The sequence below is a fragment of the Streptococcus sp. HMSC062B01 genome (assembly GCF_001811085.1).
GTDB lineage: Bacteria > Bacillota > Bacilli > Lactobacillales > Streptococcaceae > Streptococcus > Streptococcus gordonii.
In genome coordinates this window covers 27,647-43,665 of sequence record NZ_KZ672777.1, presented here as the reverse complement: position 1 = coordinate 43,665, position 16,019 = coordinate 27,647, and the positions used below count along the sequence as shown (strand labels likewise).

At 40.5% G+C, this 16,019-nt stretch carries 13 protein-coding genes; 12 read left to right on the top strand and 1 reads right to left on the bottom strand.

From position 1 onward, the window contains the following. The first annotated feature begins 37 nt into the window (after positions 1-37). The 8 genes from HMPREF2780_RS02915 (at position 38) to HMPREF2780_RS02880 (ending at position 10,692) form a co-directional block, all read left to right on the top strand. On the top strand, positions 38-2,170 hold the full coding sequence (locus HMPREF2780_RS02915) for a Tex family protein (protein WP_105026108.1): 2,133 nt from the start codon (positions 38-40) through the stop codon (positions 2,168-2,170). Then, positions 2,157-2,597, top strand: coding sequence for a SprT family protein (locus HMPREF2780_RS02910; protein WP_096755353.1), 441 nt, complete (start codon positions 2,157-2,159; stop codon positions 2,595-2,597). The genes HMPREF2780_RS02915 and HMPREF2780_RS02910 overlap by 14 nt, the downstream gene beginning before the upstream one ends. Before the next feature lie 167 nt (positions 2,598-2,764). Continuing rightward, entirely contained in the window at positions 2,765-4,426 is a 1,662-nt protein-coding gene (locus HMPREF2780_RS02905; RefSeq protein ID WP_045502170.1) for a ribonuclease J, read from the top strand. A gap of 50 nt (positions 4,427-4,476) precedes the next feature. Beyond that, complete coding sequence (locus tag HMPREF2780_RS02900) at positions 4,477-5,268, top strand: alpha/beta hydrolase (protein WP_105026107.1); 792 nt, start codon at positions 4,477-4,479, stop codon at positions 5,266-5,268. Between the two features lie 136 nt (positions 5,269-5,404). Next, positions 5,405-6,118, top strand: coding sequence for a matrixin family metalloprotease (locus HMPREF2780_RS02895; protein WP_105026106.1), 714 nt, complete (start codon positions 5,405-5,407; stop codon positions 6,116-6,118). A gap of 480 nt (positions 6,119-6,598) precedes the next feature. Next, positions 6,599-8,215, top strand: coding sequence for a M20/M25/M40 family metallo-hydrolase (locus HMPREF2780_RS02890; protein WP_105026105.1), 1,617 nt, complete (start codon positions 6,599-6,601; stop codon positions 8,213-8,215). Between the two features lie 115 nt (positions 8,216-8,330). After that, positions 8,331-9,074, top strand: coding sequence for an ABC transporter ATP-binding protein (locus HMPREF2780_RS02885; RefSeq protein ID WP_105026104.1), 744 nt, complete (start codon positions 8,331-8,333; stop codon positions 9,072-9,074). Next, complete coding sequence (locus HMPREF2780_RS02880) at positions 9,064-10,692, top strand: hypothetical protein (RefSeq protein WP_105026103.1); 1,629 nt, start codon at positions 9,064-9,066, stop codon at positions 10,690-10,692. The genes HMPREF2780_RS02885 and HMPREF2780_RS02880 overlap by 11 nt, the downstream gene beginning before the upstream one ends. 21 nt (positions 10,693-10,713) lie before the next feature. Here the strand turns inward: HMPREF2780_RS02880 and HMPREF2780_RS02875 are convergent, their stop codons facing one another. Further along, the gene (locus HMPREF2780_RS02875) at positions 10,714-11,655 is read right to left on the bottom strand and encodes a polysaccharide deacetylase family protein (protein WP_105026102.1); all 942 of its coding nucleotides are present in this window, start codon (positions 11,653-11,655) and stop codon (positions 10,714-10,716) included. A gap of 119 nt (positions 11,656-11,774) precedes the next feature. Here HMPREF2780_RS02875 and HMPREF2780_RS02870 point away from each other — a divergent pair, with 119 nt between their 5' ends. The 4 genes from HMPREF2780_RS02870 (at position 11,775) to murB (ending at position 15,948) form a co-directional block, all read left to right on the top strand. Beyond that, the gene (locus tag HMPREF2780_RS02870; RefSeq protein ID WP_046165816.1) at positions 11,775-13,061 is read left to right on the top strand and encodes a homoserine dehydrogenase; all 1,287 of its coding nucleotides are present in this window, start codon (positions 11,775-11,777) and stop codon (positions 13,059-13,061) included. Between the two features lies 1 nt (position 13,062). Continuing rightward, positions 13,063-13,929 carry a homoserine kinase gene (thrB, locus tag HMPREF2780_RS02865; RefSeq protein ID WP_012000261.1) on the top strand — a complete coding sequence of 289 codons (867 nt, stop codon included), beginning with the start codon at positions 13,063-13,065 and terminating at the stop codon, positions 13,927-13,929. Positions 13,930-14,019: 90 nt separating this feature from the next. Next, the gene (locus HMPREF2780_RS02860; RefSeq protein ID WP_061583510.1) at positions 14,020-14,943 is read left to right on the top strand and encodes a hypothetical protein; all 924 of its coding nucleotides are present in this window, start codon (positions 14,020-14,022) and stop codon (positions 14,941-14,943) included. 96 nt (positions 14,944-15,039) lie between these two features. Continuing rightward, entirely contained in the window at positions 15,040-15,948 is a 909-nt protein-coding gene (gene murB, locus HMPREF2780_RS02855) for a UDP-N-acetylmuramate dehydrogenase (RefSeq protein WP_105026101.1), read from the top strand. Positions 15,949-16,019 lie beyond the last annotated feature (71 nt).

Genomic DNA, 16,019 nt, shown 5'->3' with positions numbered 1-16,019 from the left:
ATTTTTAAGATCAATCTTGTGGTATAATAGAAACGTTATGGAAAATATAAATATTGAAAAAATTGCTCAGAAATTGGGCCTTAAAGAAAGCCAAGTATCACAGGTCCTAGATCTGACTGCTGAGGGGAATACGATTCCTTTTATTGCTCGTTACCGTAAGGAAATGACGGGAAATCTAGATGAGGTCGAGATTAAGGCAATCATTGACTTAGATAAGAGTATGACTGCCTTGGCAGAGCGTAAAGCAACGGTCTTGGCTAAGATTGAGGAGCAGGGCAAACTAACGGATGCTCTGCGCTCTGAGATTGAGGCTGCTGAAAAGCTGGCTGATGTGGAAGAACTCTATCTGCCCTACAAGGAGAAGCGCCGTACCAAGGCTACTATTGCGCGTGAAGCAGGTCTTTTTCCTTTGGCTCGTTTAATCCTTCAGGATGCAGCTAATCTGCAGGAAGAAGCTGAGAAACTGATTAGTGAAGCCTTTCCAACAGCAGAAGCTACTCTAGCTGGAGCAGTGGATATTCTGACTGAGGCTTTTTCTGAAGATACCAAGCTGCGGGCTTGGACCTACCACGAGATGCAGACTAATTCTTCTATCGTATCCAGTCTCAAAGACGGTGATTTGGATGAAAAGCAGGTCTTCCAGATTTATTATGATTTTTCCGAAAAAGTAGCGACCATGCAAGGCTACCGGACACTGGCTCTCAACCGTGGTGAGAAGCTAGGTATTCTCAAGGTTGGTTTTGAGCACAATCTTGAGAAAATCCTGCGCTTCTTTGAAGTGCGTTTCAAGGTGAAAAATGCCTATATTAGTGAAGCTATCCAGCAAGCAGTTAAAAAGAAAATCATTCCAGCCATGGAGCGTCGTATTCGGACTGAGCTGACTGAGGCTGCTGAGGATGGTGCGATTCAGCTCTTCTCAGATAATCTCCGTCATCTTCTCCTGATTGCCCCTCTAAAAGGTCGCGTAGTACTGGGTTTTGACCCAGCCTTTCGGACAGGAGCCAAGCTGGCTGTTGTTGATGCGACAGGCAAGATGCTGACGACTCATGTTATCTATCCCGTTCCACCAGCAAAGCTAGCTCAGATTGAAGCTTCTAAGAAAGAGTTGTCGGGGCTGATTGAGCAGTTTGGTGTTGAAATCATTGCCATCGGAAACGGAACGGCCAGCCGAGAAAGCGAAGCATTTGTAGCAGAAGTTTTGAAATCTCATCCAAATGTCAGCTATGTCATCGTTAATGAAAGCGGGGCATCTGTCTACTCTGCTAGTGAACTGGCCCGTCATGAGTTTCCAGAGTTGACTGTTGAAAAGCGCTCAGCTATTTCCATTGCTCGCCGTCTGCAGGATCCTTTAGCTGAGCTGGTTAAGATAGATCCTAAGTCTATCGGGGTTGGTCAGTACCAGCATGATGTCAGCCAGAAAAAACTGTCTGAAAGTCTGGACTTTGTCGTGGATACCGTGGTTAACCAAGTCGGAGTCAATATCAACACCGCTAGTCCTGCTCTGCTGGCTCATGTAGCTGGTCTCAATAAGACTATTTCAGAAAATATTGTTAAGTACCGGGAAACGGAAGGTTTGATTCGGTCTCGCGAAGCCATCAAGAAAGTGCCACGTCTGGGCGCAAAGGCTTTTGAACAGGCAGCCGGCTTCCTGCGTATTCCTGAAAGTGATAACCTGCTAGACAATACGGGCGTTCACCCAGAGTCTTATAAGGCGGTGGAGGAGCTCTTTAAGCGTCTGGAAATCAGCAGTTTGGATGAAGCAGCCCAAGCCAAATTAAAGGCTGTTCAGACTGCTAGTTTGGCTGCAGAGCTAGGCCTAGGAGAAGAAACTCTCAAAGATATTATTGCTGATTTGCTCAAGCCTGGCCGGGATTTGCGTGATTCTTTTGATGCGCCAGTTCTGCGGCAGGATGTCTTGGATATCAAGGACTTACGCATTGGTCAAAAGTTGGAAGGCGTCGTACGGAATGTCGTCGATTTCGGAGCTTTTGTGGATGTTGGTATCCACGAAGATGGTCTTATTCATATCTCTAAGATCAGTAAAAATTTTGTTAAGCATCCAAGTCAAGTCCTGTCTGTTGGTGATTTGGTCACTGTTTGGGTGGATAAGCTAGATGTGGAACGGGAGAAGGTCAACCTTTCTCTGATAGCACCAAATGAATCTAAATGAGTATATCAAGCAGGTTTCGCTGGAAGATTTCGGATGGGAATTCCGTCACCAAGCTTTTTGGAATAAGCGTCTCCGGACGACTGGTGGGCGCTTCTTTCCCAAAGACGGTCATCTGGATTTCAATCCTAAAATCTATGAAGCTTTTGGGCTGGGAACCTTCCGAAAAATTGTCCGCCATGAGCTAGTCCACTACCATCTCTATTATCAAGGCAAGGGGTATCGTCATAAAGATAGTGATTTTAAAGAACTGCTTAAACAGGTAGGAGGCTTGCGCTATACACCCAGTATTTCTAGTCTAGAAGGCAAGTTACATTACCAATGTCAGCAATGTCATGCAGGTTTTTATCGACAAAGACGGATTGATCTTAAGAGATACCGCTGTGGTCGCTGTAAAGGAAAACTACGATTACTAAAGCAAGAAAGATAGAAATTCTATCTTTTTTGTTTGCAGTAGACTAACCTCATTTTTGAAAAAAGAGTGAAAAAGTTGTATAATATAGGGGATATGCAGCGAAAGTTGCAAGACTGTAATTCGACTTGGATTCCAAGGACCGTTAGTAATAGAATATAAATATATGGAAGGATACAAAATTAATGAGTAAAGTGAAAATCATCGCTTTAGGTGGTGTCAGAGAGAATGGTAAAAATCTCTATATCGCCGAGGTGGATGAATCAATTTTTGTTTTGGACGCAGGTCTAAAATATCCTGAAAATGAGCAGTTAGGTGTCGATGTGGTGATTCCCAACATGGACTACCTCTTTGAAAATAGAGATAGAATTGCTGGTGTCTTCTTGACCCACGGTCACGCAGATGCTATTGGAGCTTTGCCTTATCTTTTAGCTGAAACCAAGGTGCCTGTATTCGGTTCAGAACTGACTATTGAACTGGCTAAACTTTTTGTTAAAAATAATGATGTTGTCAAGAAGTTTAATGACTTCCATGTGATTGATGAAAATACTGAAATTGAGTTTGGAAATGTGGTTGTTTCCTTCTTTAGAACAACTCACTCGATACCAGAGAGCTTGGGTATTGTGATAAAGACTGATGAAGGAAATATTGTTTACACAGGCGATTTCAAGTTTGACCAATCAGCTAGTCAGTCTTATGCGACTGATTTTGGCCGCTTGGCTGAGATTGGACGGGAAGGTGTATTAGCTCTCCTTAGTGATTCTGCTAATGCAGACAGTAATGTTCAAGTAGCAAGCGAAAGTGAAGTGGGCGATGAAATTATGCACACTATTGGCGACTGGGATGGCCGTGTAATTGTGGCTGCAGTAGCCAGCAACCTTTCTCGGATTCAGCAGGTCTTTGATGCTGCAGCTGATACTGGACGGCGTGTTGTCTTGACAGGTTTTGATGTTGAAAACATCGTCCGCACTGCCATTCGTTTGAAGAAGCTTTCTTTGGCAGATGAACGTCTCTTGATCAAGCCAAAAGAAATGTCTAAGTTTGAAGACCACGAGCTGATTATTCTGGAGACAGGTCGGATGGGTGAACCTATCAACGGCTTACGCAAAATGTCAATTGGTCGTCACCGTTATGTGGAAATCAAAGAGGGTGACCTAGTTTATATCGTAACGACACCATCTATTGCTAAAGAAGCAGTTGTTGCCCGAGTAGAAAATATGATCTACCAAGCAGGTGGAATCGTGAAATTGATTACCCAGCATTTACGTGTATCTGGTCATGGAAATGCTCGTGATTTACAATTGTTGCTCAATCTTTTGAAGCCTCAATTCCTTTTCCCAATTCAAGGGGAATACCGAGAACTGGATGCTCATGCTCGAGCTGCTATGGAAATTGGTATCTTACCTGAGCGGATTTTCATTCCAAAACGCGGAACCATTATGGAATATGATCGAGGGGATTTTGTCCCAGCTGGCTCAGTGTCAGCAGGAGATGTCCTTATTGATGGAAATGCTATTGGTGATGTTGGCAATATTGTCCTCAGAGACCGCAAGGTCTTATCAGAAGACGGAATCTTTATCGTTGCAATCAGTGTGAATCGTCGGGAGAAAAAAATTATTTCCAAGGCTAAAGTTCATACCCGTGGCTTTATCTATATCAAAAAGAGCCGTGATATTTTGATAGAAAGTGCTGAATTAATTAATAAAACAGTTGAGGACTACCTAGCAAAAGATGAATTTGATTGGAGTGAACTAAAAGGAAACGTTCGCGATGTACTTTCAAAATATCTCTTCGAACAGACCAAACGTCGCCCAGCTATTTTACCAGTAGTGATGGAAGTAAAATAAATGAAAAACAGCCTGAAGGCTGTTTTTAAATCATAGAATAGGAGACTAAGATGGCTTTTCTTGAAATTGAATATAATTCCAAAGTTTTAGAAATGGAAAGACATGTCAATGTTATCTATCCAGATGCCAGTGAGATTGATCCAGCCCTAGTAGAAGATAAAGATATTCCAGTTTTATATCTTCTGCATGGGATGGGGGGAAATGAAAATTCCTGGCGTAAGAGAACCAATATTGAACGTTTATTGAGACACACGAATTTGATTGTTGTGATGCCCTCAACTGACTTGGCCTGGTATACAAATACAAACTACGGGCACCGTTATTATGACGCCATAGTTAAAGAGCTACCAGAGGTCTTACAACGTTTCTTTCCAAATATGAGCCGTAAGCGGGAGAAAACTTTTATTGCGGGTCTTTCTATGGGAGGATACGGAGCCTATAAAATTGCTTTGAAAACCAATCGATTTTCTTATGCAGCTTCCTTTTCAGGTGCTCTTGGTTTAGGAATTGATGGGACTAGTCTTGATGATCTTCCTGGTGACAGTCGTGCTTACTGGGAAGGGGTCTTTGGCGACTTAGATTCTCCTGATATGAAGCAACACTTTTTAACAAGTATGGTAGCAGAGTCAGACAAGAAAACTAAGTTTTATGCTTGGTGTGGAGAGCAAGATTTTCTCTATAAGGCTAATCAAGTAGCTGTCAAAGAGTTGAAAAAACTTGGCTTAAAACTGGATTACAAACATAGTCCTGGTAAGCATGAATGGTATTATTGGGAAAAGCAACTGGAATATCTCTTAGAGTGGTTGCCGATTGACTATAAGTCAGAAGAGCGTTTGTCATAAAATTAGAGACGAGTAGAAAGTGGGTAGAAGTCGTTGATTTATCTAGTGGATCCACTTTCTTCTATTTGTATATTTAGAAAACTTTAAGCAAGGTCTTTTATAATCTGTTTTTATCTAGGAGAGAAAGGAGGCGAGAATGAGATTCCTTTTAAACCTTTTTCGTTTTATATGGCGAATGTTCTGGCGCCTTGTATGGGCAGGAATCGTAGCCTTTATTATCTTAGTGAGCGTTCTCTATTTAACGAATCCTAGTCAAACTGGACTAACAGCTGTAAGACAGGCTGTACAGACAGCGGTTAATCAGTTAGATACTTTTTTAGATCAACAAGGGATTCACACTGGACTTGGTCAAAATGTTCAGAATCTAGGAGAGCATTTAACTGATGAACATGTAGCGAGTTCGGATGGAGCACGTTGGGAAACTGCTAGAGCGACAGTTTATATTGAGACGGAAAATCCTACTTTTCGAGCAGCTTATCAGGAGGCAATGAAGTCTTGGAATGCAACAGGAGCCTTTACTTTTCAACTTGTAGAGGATAAAAGCCAAGCTAATATCATCGCTGCTGAAATGAATGATAGTACTATTACGGCAGCTGGAGAAGCTGAGTCTCAGACAAATGTCTTGACCAAGCGTTTTACTAAAGTAACTGTTCGTTTGAATGCTTATTATCTTTTGAACAGCTACTACGGATATTCTCACGAAAGAATTGTGAACACAGCAGCTCATGAGTTGGGTCATGCCATTGGACTGGATCACAATGAGTCAGCATCCGTCATGCAGTCTGCAGGATCTTTCTATAGTATCCAGCCAATAGATATCCAGGCTGTTAAGGAATTGTACCAAGACTAAAGACAGAATTATTTAACTTCAGAAGAATTTTCATTCCCCTCTCCTTTCGATGGAGAGGGGCTTTTAATTGCAAAGACTTGATATAAAAATCCATTTTTCTTTTATCTAGATATCAGATCAGGCATCTTTCATCTCTTTCTAAGAAAACCTTTTATCCCTGGAAAAGTTTGATTGGATGGTAGAGGAAAAGCCAGCGAGTTAACAAAAATGTGAGTAGTTATGATAGATTCGGGAGGTATGCAGATTTGATTGTTCTTTTATTTAGAGTTGTAGAGTAGAAGAAGAGCTAGTAGCTTTTATAGTGTAGAAGATTTAAGAAGCTGAAAGACCGATGATAAAACAATCCTCAGTATAATTTTTCCATGAGGGGGATTTTTATTTTTGTTAAAAAATACCTATTTTTCCTTGTTAATTGAAAGTCTGAGTGCTACAATATAGGCAAAATAGAAGAAAGACAGGTTCTCTGTTCAGGTGAAGAAAATGAAGGAACGAATAGCTGATATATTTCAAAAAAGTATGGCCATTAAAAGCTTTACTCACACTGCTTTCGAACGAGATATAGAAAATTTTTTGATGAACTATATAGGACAAATTCCTTATTTTCAAACTCATCCAGACCTTTTTGGCTCTTATCCGATTCCTGAGGATAGTCTGGGACGTAGTGTTAATTGGGCCTTGGTGCATCGTGATTCGGCTGATACAGTCATACTTTTCCATCATCACGATACAGTGGATACGGAAGACTTTGGTTCATTGAAAGATTTGGCTTTTGATAATCAGGCACTGAAAGAAAAGTTAAAAGAAGAGTCTATACGTCAAGATGTCCTGGCTGACATTTCTTCAGGAGATTGGCAATTTGGTAGAGGTTCCTGTGATATGAAGGCAGCCCTAGCCCTGCAGTTGGGGGTCTTAGAGGAATACTCGTCTGTCTCCACTGGCCAAGCAAACTTGCTTTACCTGTCTGTTGGCGATGAGGAAGCGTATTCTCAAGGGATGAGGGCAGCTGTTGGCTTGCTCTATGATTTAAAAGAGCGCTTTGATCTTAATTACATTCTTGCTATTGATTCGGAACCTTTTGAAAGTACATCTGAATCAGAAAAGGTCCTGCATGTTGGTACAGTTGGGAAATTGATGCCCTTGATCGTGACCCAAGGTTTGCTTTCTCATATGAAAGAACCATTAAAAGGTGTGAATGCGATTTCTATTTTAGCTAAAATTGTTGAAAAAATAGACTTAAATCCTTTGCTATCTGATGCAGCTTATGGAGAACAGTCCCCCTTGCCTTCTTGGTCATTTATGAGAGACCTAAAAGAGCACTATGATGTGTCAACGGTCCTACGTGCAGCTGGATATTTTAGTCTTCTGTATCTGGATAAAAGTCCTCAAGACTTGTTGAATCTGATCCAAGGACTGATGCAAGAAGCTCTAGATGAGTTTTATGAAAAGTATACCAAATTGCAGGATCAATATCAGGAAAGCAAATCAATAGCTAAACCACGGGCGCTAACCTATCAAGACTTGTTAGAAGAATGCCAAAAAAAGGCGGGTTTCAAAGATTTCATGGAAAGGGTCAATCAAGAAGCTAAAGTAGAATTACAAAAAGGCTTGTCCTATCAAGAAGTTACTCTGTCTAATGTACAAAAAGCTCTTGATTTTTACGATAAAAAAGAAGCCTTGGCTGTACTTGCTGTTGCCCCGCCTTATTACCCAACAATGAATAGCCGACGACTTCAAGAACAAGATCTTGACATGGATCGATTCATTTCTTTCTATCAGAATTATTTAGCAAATAAGGGTAGTTATCAGTTGAAAGTTGAAGAGTTTTTCATGGGTATTTGTGATATGAGTTACTGTGCTTTGGAGAAGCCTTTAACTGACTATCAATCTCTTCTGAACAGTATGGCTGTCTCAAAAGAGGTTTACCCGCTTGATTTGGAAAAAATTGCTGGAATTAATGTAGCCGCTGTAAATTTGGGTCCTTGGGGCAAGGACCTTCATCAGTTGACAGAACGGGTCTATGAGAAAGATATGTTAGATACCATACCAGCTTTCTTTCTCTATCTTTTAGAACACCTTGACGAAGTCAAAAGGAACTAATTCAGCTTTTCTATTGTGTAATAGAGGAAAAAACGAACATTATCGTTACAAGAGAGACAAACAATTTTAAAAGATATATAATAAATATATTATAAATAAGAGCGGAGGAACTCTGATGATTGAATTGAAAAATGTAACTAAGGATTACGATGGTCATCTGGCCCTTAGGAATCTAAACTTGACCATTCAAAATGGTGAAATTGTCGGTCTGATTGGACATAATGGTGCAGGAAAATCAACGACAATCAAGTCACTAGTCAGTGTCATTAATCCAACGAGTGGTCAAATCATTGTTGACGGACAAGAGTTGTCTGCTAACCGACTGGCCATCAAGAAGAAAATTGGTTATGTCGCAGACTCACCAGACCTCTTTCTTCGTTTAACAGCTAATGAATTCTGGGAGTTGGTAGCTACATCTTACGATATGGATGAAGCTGACTGTGAGGAACGCTTGCAGTATTTGTTGGAAACTTTTGACTTTGCAGATCATCGATATGAGGTCATCGAATCCTTCTCACATGGTATGCGTCAAAAAGTTTTTGTCATTGGTGCTCTACTTTCTGACCCGGATATCTGGGTTTTGGACGAGCCCTTGACAGGTTTGGATCCTCAAGCGGCATTTGATCTTAAGAACATGATGCGGGAACATGCAGACAAGGGAAATACTGTTATCTTTTCAACCCATGTCCTAGAAGTGGCTGAGCAACTCTGTGATCGTTTGGCCATCTTGAAAAAAGGAGAGTTAATTTTTTATGGAACGATCGAAGAACTCAAGTCCCAACACCCTGAGCAAAGTCTAGAGACTATTTATCTGGGATTGGCTGGACGGAAAGAAGAGGTGATCCACGATGCGCTTTAAAGCCTTAAAAAGTTTAATTCGGACGAATATTATCTATACAACACCTCCGTCAAGTCTAACACGCTTTCGTCAGAAGCAAGCCAAAAAGCCTGATAAGAAAATCAATGTTTCTAGACAGTTGATTATGACCCACTTGTTTACAAGTTTACTTTATCTTCTTATCTTTGGAGTGATGAGTGCCTTTTATCCTTTAGTAGACCATCCGGGTATCTTTACCAATATGGTATCTATTTTTAGTCTGATGGTTCTATCACAGGGGTTCTTATCTTTCTATAACGTTTTCTATGAAAGTAAGGACTTGCAGTCTTATCGGCCATATGCTTTTAGTGAAGCAGAAATCATGATTGGTAAGAGTATCTCTGTTGTTCTGACGGTTTTGCTTGGAGCTCTTCCGATTTTGGCCTATTTTGTTAACCTTCAGATTCAGAGTGGGAATCCTATTTGGCTGGCTATTCCAATCGTTCTGATTTCGCTAGTGGTTTTGGGATCTGTTCTGGCTTTCGGGATTTTGACAGCCGTTCATTTTATTACTAAAACTTCTGTCTTCCGTCAGCATAAGCAAGTGGCCTCTAATATTCTTTTGGGAGTGACCAATCTCTTGATTTTTGGATCAATTATTTTGGTCAATACTCAAAATAGAGAATTACTTCTTAAAGATACTGGTAGCTATTTGCCACCTATGGAAGCCTTTTATTATTTTGGTGTTACTCCTTTTGAGGTCCAATCTCTTATTGGAATTGGTGCCTGGGCCTTGGTTGCCGTGCTTCTGTTTTCAATCGTCAAATGGAAGGTTCTTCCAGAGTTTTATGAAGCTGCTTTGAAAACTTCTGAGACTGTTAATAAGAAACAACGTGTTCGTAAATTTCAACTTGGAAATCAGAAGTCCTTCCCTCGCTTTGTTTGGAGCTATCAGCTTAGCTTGATTAGTGATGGTTCTGTCTTTCTTCAATCAGTCTTTATGTCTAGTGTTATGCCTTATCTCTTCATACTTCCTGGACTAATGGGCTTTATTCAGGGAGGAGGATTTGAGCTTAGCCCGTACTTAACACCAAAGTTTCTGATACCATTGATGTTGATCACGGTGTTCATTGCTACTTTTAATGCAGGTTCGACCAACTTAACTATGATTGGGATTTCCTTGGAGCGCGAGAATTTTTCCTATTTGAAAGTACTTCCCTTTGATATGAAAGCATATCTTCGCTTAAAATTCTGGTATCTTTTCTTGATCCAGTCAATCTTGCCTCTCTTGATATTTGTTGTGGTCAACCTATTATTGGGCACCCATTGGTTATCTCTTTTGGTTATGGTCCTTGTCTGGATCAGTAATTGTTTAGCATGGAGTATCTGGGGCTTCCAACGGGACCATCGTCTCTTGGTTACCAACTGGTCTAACGTCACAGAATTATTCAACCGATCTAACAATACTCTAAAGACAATTATTGCTTTTCTAATCTTATTTGTTTTTATTGCCGCAATTGGTGGTTCCTATGCCTTGATATTCTACCTAAAAGAAGCAATAGTTTATGGTATTACCTTAGGATTTTTCCTTATTATCATGGTTCTTTCTGGTGTTCTTTATTTTCACTATGCAAATAAATTTAAAAAGGCTCTTGAATGAGAGCCTTTTTTGTTATGGTCTTTAATTTGCTATCTCATCTAGGAGACTCTGTGCAGTGGTCGTTGGATTGACACGAACACGATTGAGTGATAGAAGTCCGTCTGAGAGAGAAGCCAAGCCATTATTGGTCGTCAACCCCATTTTATATCCTAACTTTTCTGCAAGCTGAAGAGTTGTCTCACTGTAACGGCCAGAAGGATAAGCCACGGTAGTGGTTGTCTGAGAAAGATTACGATCTAAATACTCTTTAGAATCTTGTAATTCTGAGTTTTGAGTATCAGCACTAGATACGGATAAATCTGGATGGTTCACGGTATGATCTTCAAAAGACATGCCGTTTTTTTTCATTTCTTTGATCTCATCAAGTGTTAGAATATCTTCGCGACCAGCTTGAACAAAACCTGTAATGACATTGTTAGTAGCCTTCATTTGGTATTTTTGTAGGATAGGATAGGCTTGAGTGTAGAAGTCCTTAAGACTATCATCAAAAGTTAACCAAACGACCTTCTTATTCTCTGGGAGGACATTTTCAGTCAAGGCCTTATAAGCTTCAGCAGGAGAAAGAGTGTAGTATCCTGCTTCTTTCAAGGCCTTTAAGTGGCTTTCAAAAGTTTCTGGATCAACAATTAGTCCAGAGTTAGCGGCTTCAGAAGGATCCATGACATGGATAGCGTGATACATCAAGATGGGCAATTTAACAGGCTTATCTTGCTTGACCCATTTGATTTCTTCTTTATTTTGACTAGAGGAGGAGGGCTGACTTGCCTCTTCCGAAGGGCTTGCTTTACTAACTTGGCTAGATTCAGGCTTGCTTGCTTCTTGTTGACTATTACTGTATTCTTTCCAAAGGAAAATACCACCAGTAACGATAAAGATGAGAAGAATGAGGTTCAACAGAAGTAAGGTATCTCTTTTCTTTCGAGCCTTTTTTTCTGCAGAACGATTGCGATTAGGATAAGTCATAATTTCTCCTTGGCTAGATATTTGCTTTTATTATATCAAATCTAGAGAGGAATAGTATGAATTTTGTGCTAAATTCTGATATAATAGACTTTATACAGAAAAAATTTGAGGAGTGCTTCATGTCTATTAAAATAGCTTTACTTGGTTTTGGAACAGTGGCCAGTGGTGTGCCATTTCTACTGAAGGAAAACGGAGAAAAAATCCTTCAAGCAGCTCATTCAGAGATTGAGGTTGCTAAAGTCTTGGTTAAGGATGATGCTGAAAAAGAGCGTCTTTTGGCAGCCGGAAATGACTTTAACTTTGTCACAAATGTCGAAGAAATTCTGAATGATCCTGAGATTACCATTGTTGTAGAGTTGATGGGACGGATTGAGCCAGCGAAAACCTTTATCACTCGTGCTCTTGAAGCTGGCAAACATGTGGTAACCGCCAATAAGGACTTGCTGGCTGTTCATGGAGCAGAGCTACTGGAAATTGCTCAAAAACAAAATGTGGCTCTCTACTATGAAGCAGCTGTTGCCGGTGGGATTCCAATCCTTCGTACCTTGGTCAATTCATTGGCTTCTGACAAAATTACCCGTATCCTAGGTGTGGTTAATGGAACTTCTAACTTTATGATGACCAAGATGGTAGAAGAAGGATGGTCTTATGAAGATGCTCTTGCTGAAGCTCAGAAACTTGGATATGCTGAAAGTGATCCAACCAATGACGTAGATGGTATTGATGCGGCTTACAAGATGGTCATTCTTAGCCAGTTTGCCTTTGGTATGAATGTTAAGTTTGAAGATGTAGGCCATCAAGGAATTCGAAATATCACGCCAGAAGATGTAGCTGTTGCTCAGGAGTTGGGCTATGTAGTTAAACTAGTTGGGTCTATCGAAGAGACGCCATCAGGTATTGCAGCAGAAGTAGCTCCAACTTTCCTTCCTAAAGCGCATCCACTGGCTAGTGTCAATGGGGTGATGAACGCTGTCTTTGTTGAGTCAATCGGTATCGGAGAGTCTATGTACTACGGACCGGGAGCTGGTCAAAAACCAACTGCTACTAGTGTTGTGGCAGATATCGTTCGTATCAGCCGTCGTTTGAATGAAGGGACAGTCGGCAAAGCCTTTAATGAATATAGCCGTGAGTTAGTGCTAGCTAAGCCAGAAGATGTGAAGAGTAATTATTACTTCTCTATCTTGGCGCCTGATTCTAAAGGTCAAGTTCTGCATTTGGCTGAGATTTTCAATGCTGAGGATATTTCCTTTAAGCAGATTCTACAGGAAGGCACAGACGGTGAGAAGGCTCGCGTGGTGATTATTACCCATGCTGTCAGCAAGACACAGCTGGAAAATGTCACTGCTAAGCTTAAAGAAGTTGCTGAGTTCGACTTGCTCAATACCTTCAAAGTATTAGGAGATTAAGATGAAGATTATTGTACCCGCTACCAGTGCTAACATTGGTCCAGGCTTTGATTCAGTCGGTGTGGCTGTCAGCAAGTATTTGACCATTGAGGTTCTAGAGGAAAGAGATGAGTGGCTAATCGAACATGACTTAAATCCAAGAATTCCCAAGGATAAACGAAACTTGCTAATCAAAGTAGCCTTGCAACTGGCACCAAACCTTCAGCCTTATCGTTTGAAGATGACCAGCGATATTCCTTTGGCACGTGGTCTGGGTTCATCTAGCTCAGTTATCGTGGCTGGTATTGAATTGGCCAACCAATTAGGAAAACTGGATTTAACGGATGATGAAAAGCTGGATTGGGCAAACAAGATTGAAGGCCATCCAGACAATGTGGCTCCAGCTATTTTCGGAAATCTAGTCATATCTAGTGTTTTTAAAGGGGCTGTTTCTTCTGTCAGGGCAGACTTTCCAGAGTGTTCTTTCATTGCTTATGTTCCCAAGTACGAACTGAAGACACGGGATAGTCGCAGTGTTTTGCCTTTTAAATTTTCTTATAAGGAAGCAGTGGCAGCTAGTTCTATTGCCAATGTCGCTATTGCAGCTCTTCTCCAGGGAGACCTTGTCAAGGCAGGCCGAGCCATCGAATCGGATCGTTTCCATGAGCGTTTTCGCCAAAAACTCGTCAGAGAATTTCCTAACATTAAGAAATTGGCTAAAAAACATGGAGCTTATGCTACCTATTTATCTGGAGCAGGCCCAACAATTATGATTTTAGCTCCAAAAGATAGGGCCAAATTAATTCAAACACGGATTGAGGGATGCAAGTATAATGGAGAAGTCTTTATACTAGATGTTGACAGAGATGGTGTTCGAGTGGAATTTTAAATGCTTTAAAATAGACAAAGAGACTGTCTATTCCTACCAAAAAAATTATGATATAATCAAATGAATATCCAACTAGGAGGTTTTACACGAATGGATAAACTTGAATGGCAGGATCTTGCTAGCCAGCTAGGACTTGAGTACGATGAAGATACGAAAATTATTTTCGGTCAGAAAGATGGGTACACTCTTTTTATTGAAGATGCTGGCGAAAAAATCTACCGAATTTGCTTTTCAGTTAAAGGTGATGAAGCACTTTCCATTGCAGAAGATTTGAAAGAATTGAAAAAGTCCACTAAGGGTATGACAAATGCTCAGCTGACGCGTTACAAGCTTGTTATTACCGTTAAAGGTGGAATGACTAAGGGTAGAACCAAAGAAACAATTGCTGAATGTTTAGAAGCTAGTGTCACCTTCTTAAAAGAGCATGGTTTCATCAATGTTTGTGAACATACTGGAGAAGCAGAGCCAACAGCAGTCTATCAAGTAGGGACAAACTTGTTAATTTTATCAGCTGATAGCTTTCAGCAGTTGAGTTCTAATCTTGCAATTGAGAATCAAAGTTATGATCAGCAAAATGAAAATTTGATTGGCGGAATCGTCGGAGCCTTTGTTGGGTGTTTGATTGGTGGAGCTGTTACATTGGGAATCGCTCAATTGGGTTATGTCTCTTTTGTATCTGGTTTGGTTATGGGGGTTTGTACCATTAAGGGTTATGAACTTTTAGGAAAGAAATTATCTAAACTTGGAATTGGTATCAGTATTTTCTTTATGCTTGTGATGATTTTATTTGTTCACCAGCTTGACTGGGCTATATTAATTTCAAGAGAAGTAGGTACGGATGTCTTTTCAGCTTTCTCTTATTTCACAAATTATCTCTTATCTGGTGGAGAAGTTCATTATACCTACTGGCTTAACCTTGGATTGCTCTATCTCTTTACAGGAATTGGTGCCTACTCTATGGTACACAATGCTTTAGGTAATCATACCTTGAAGTATGTCACTCGTAAATTATAAAAGAAAACTGGCTGAGGCCAGTTTTTTTGTATTTTTATCGAAAATGCCGATTAATTTTGATATAATAGAATCAATTTGTGATAAGAAAGAGAAATCATGGTGAATATAGAATTATTAAAGTCGGAGTTAGCGGGAATTGATATCCGTTTTGATGAACCACTGAAGAGATATACTTATACAAAAGTTGGTGGTCCAGCCGATTATTTAGCTTTTCCTCGTAACCGATACGAATTAGTTCGACTTGTCAAGTTTGCTAATAGGGAACAAATTCCATGGATGGTTCTGGGAAATGCTAGTAATATCATTGTTCGTGATGGTGGTATTCGTGGCTTTGTGATTATGTTTGACCAGTTACACACCATTATGGTTAACGGCTATACGATTGAAGCTGAAGCTGGGGCTAAATTAATCGACACGACTCATGTAGCCTTGCATCATAGCTTGACAGGCTTTGAGTTTGCATGTGGAATTCCAGGGAGTGTAGGTGGAGCTGTTTTCATGAATGCTGGCGCCTATGGTGGCGAAATCGCTCATGTCCTGGTATCTTGTAGGGTCCTGACTCCAGAAGGAGAAATCAAGACGATTTCAGCTGAGGAAATGAAGTTTGGCTATCGCTCTTCGGTAATTCAGGAAACGGGTGATATTGTCATTTCTGCTAAATTCGCCCTTTCTCCAGGAAATTACACAGCCATCCAGCAGGAAATGAAACGTCTGACACACCTGCGTGAACTTAAGCAACCGCTAGAATATCCATCGTGTGGTTCGGTCTTTAAACGTCCTTTAGGCCATTTTGCTGGCCAGTTGATTAGTGAAGCTGGTCTCAAGGGACATCGGATTGGTGGCGTTGAGGTTTCAACCAAACACGCTGGTTTTATGGTCAATATTGCAGATGGAAATGCTCAGAACTATGAAGATTTGATTGCTCACGTGATTCAAACTGTTGAAAATGAATCTGGTATAAGGTTGGAGCGTGAAGTCCGGATTATTGGAGAGACTTTACAGTAAAATTTTACTGAGATTGAAATGTTAGATAAGAAGGTTAGTCGTTGTCTAGTAATGAACGACTTTCTGCTTTT

Bases quoted from the DNA above. Each gene is read 5' to 3' on its own strand.
- HMPREF2780_RS02915 (WP_105026108.1), top strand. From the start codon at position 38: ATGGAAAATATAAATATTGAAAAAATTGCTCAGAAATTGGGCCTTAAA.
- HMPREF2780_RS02910 (WP_096755353.1), top strand. From the start codon at position 2,157: ATGAATCTAAATGAGTATATCAAGCAGGTTTCGCTGGAAGATTTCGGA.
- HMPREF2780_RS02905 (WP_045502170.1), top strand. From the start codon at position 2,765: ATGAGTAAAGTGAAAATCATCGCTTTAGGTGGTGTCAGAGAGAATGGT.
- HMPREF2780_RS02900 (WP_105026107.1), top strand. From the start codon at position 4,477: ATGGCTTTTCTTGAAATTGAATATAATTCCAAAGTTTTAGAAATGGAA.
- HMPREF2780_RS02895 (WP_105026106.1), top strand. From the start codon at position 5,405: ATGAGATTCCTTTTAAACCTTTTTCGTTTTATATGGCGAATGTTCTGG.
- HMPREF2780_RS02890 (WP_105026105.1), top strand. From the start codon at position 6,599: ATGAAGGAACGAATAGCTGATATATTTCAAAAAAGTATGGCCATTAAA.
- HMPREF2780_RS02885 (WP_105026104.1), top strand. From the start codon at position 8,331: ATGATTGAATTGAAAAATGTAACTAAGGATTACGATGGTCATCTGGCC.
- HMPREF2780_RS02880 (WP_105026103.1), top strand. From the start codon at position 9,064: ATGCGCTTTAAAGCCTTAAAAAGTTTAATTCGGACGAATATTATCTAT.
- HMPREF2780_RS02875 (WP_105026102.1), bottom strand. From the start codon at position 11,655: ATGACTTATCCTAATCGCAATCGTTCTGCAGAAAAAAAGGCTCGAAAG.
- HMPREF2780_RS02870 (WP_046165816.1), top strand. From the start codon at position 11,775: ATGTCTATTAAAATAGCTTTACTTGGTTTTGGAACAGTGGCCAGTGGT.
- thrB (WP_012000261.1), top strand. From the start codon at position 13,063: ATGAAGATTATTGTACCCGCTACCAGTGCTAACATTGGTCCAGGCTTT.
- HMPREF2780_RS02860 (WP_061583510.1), top strand. From the start codon at position 14,020: ATGGATAAACTTGAATGGCAGGATCTTGCTAGCCAGCTAGGACTTGAG.
- murB (WP_105026101.1), top strand. From the start codon at position 15,040: ATGGTGAATATAGAATTATTAAAGTCGGAGTTAGCGGGAATTGATATC.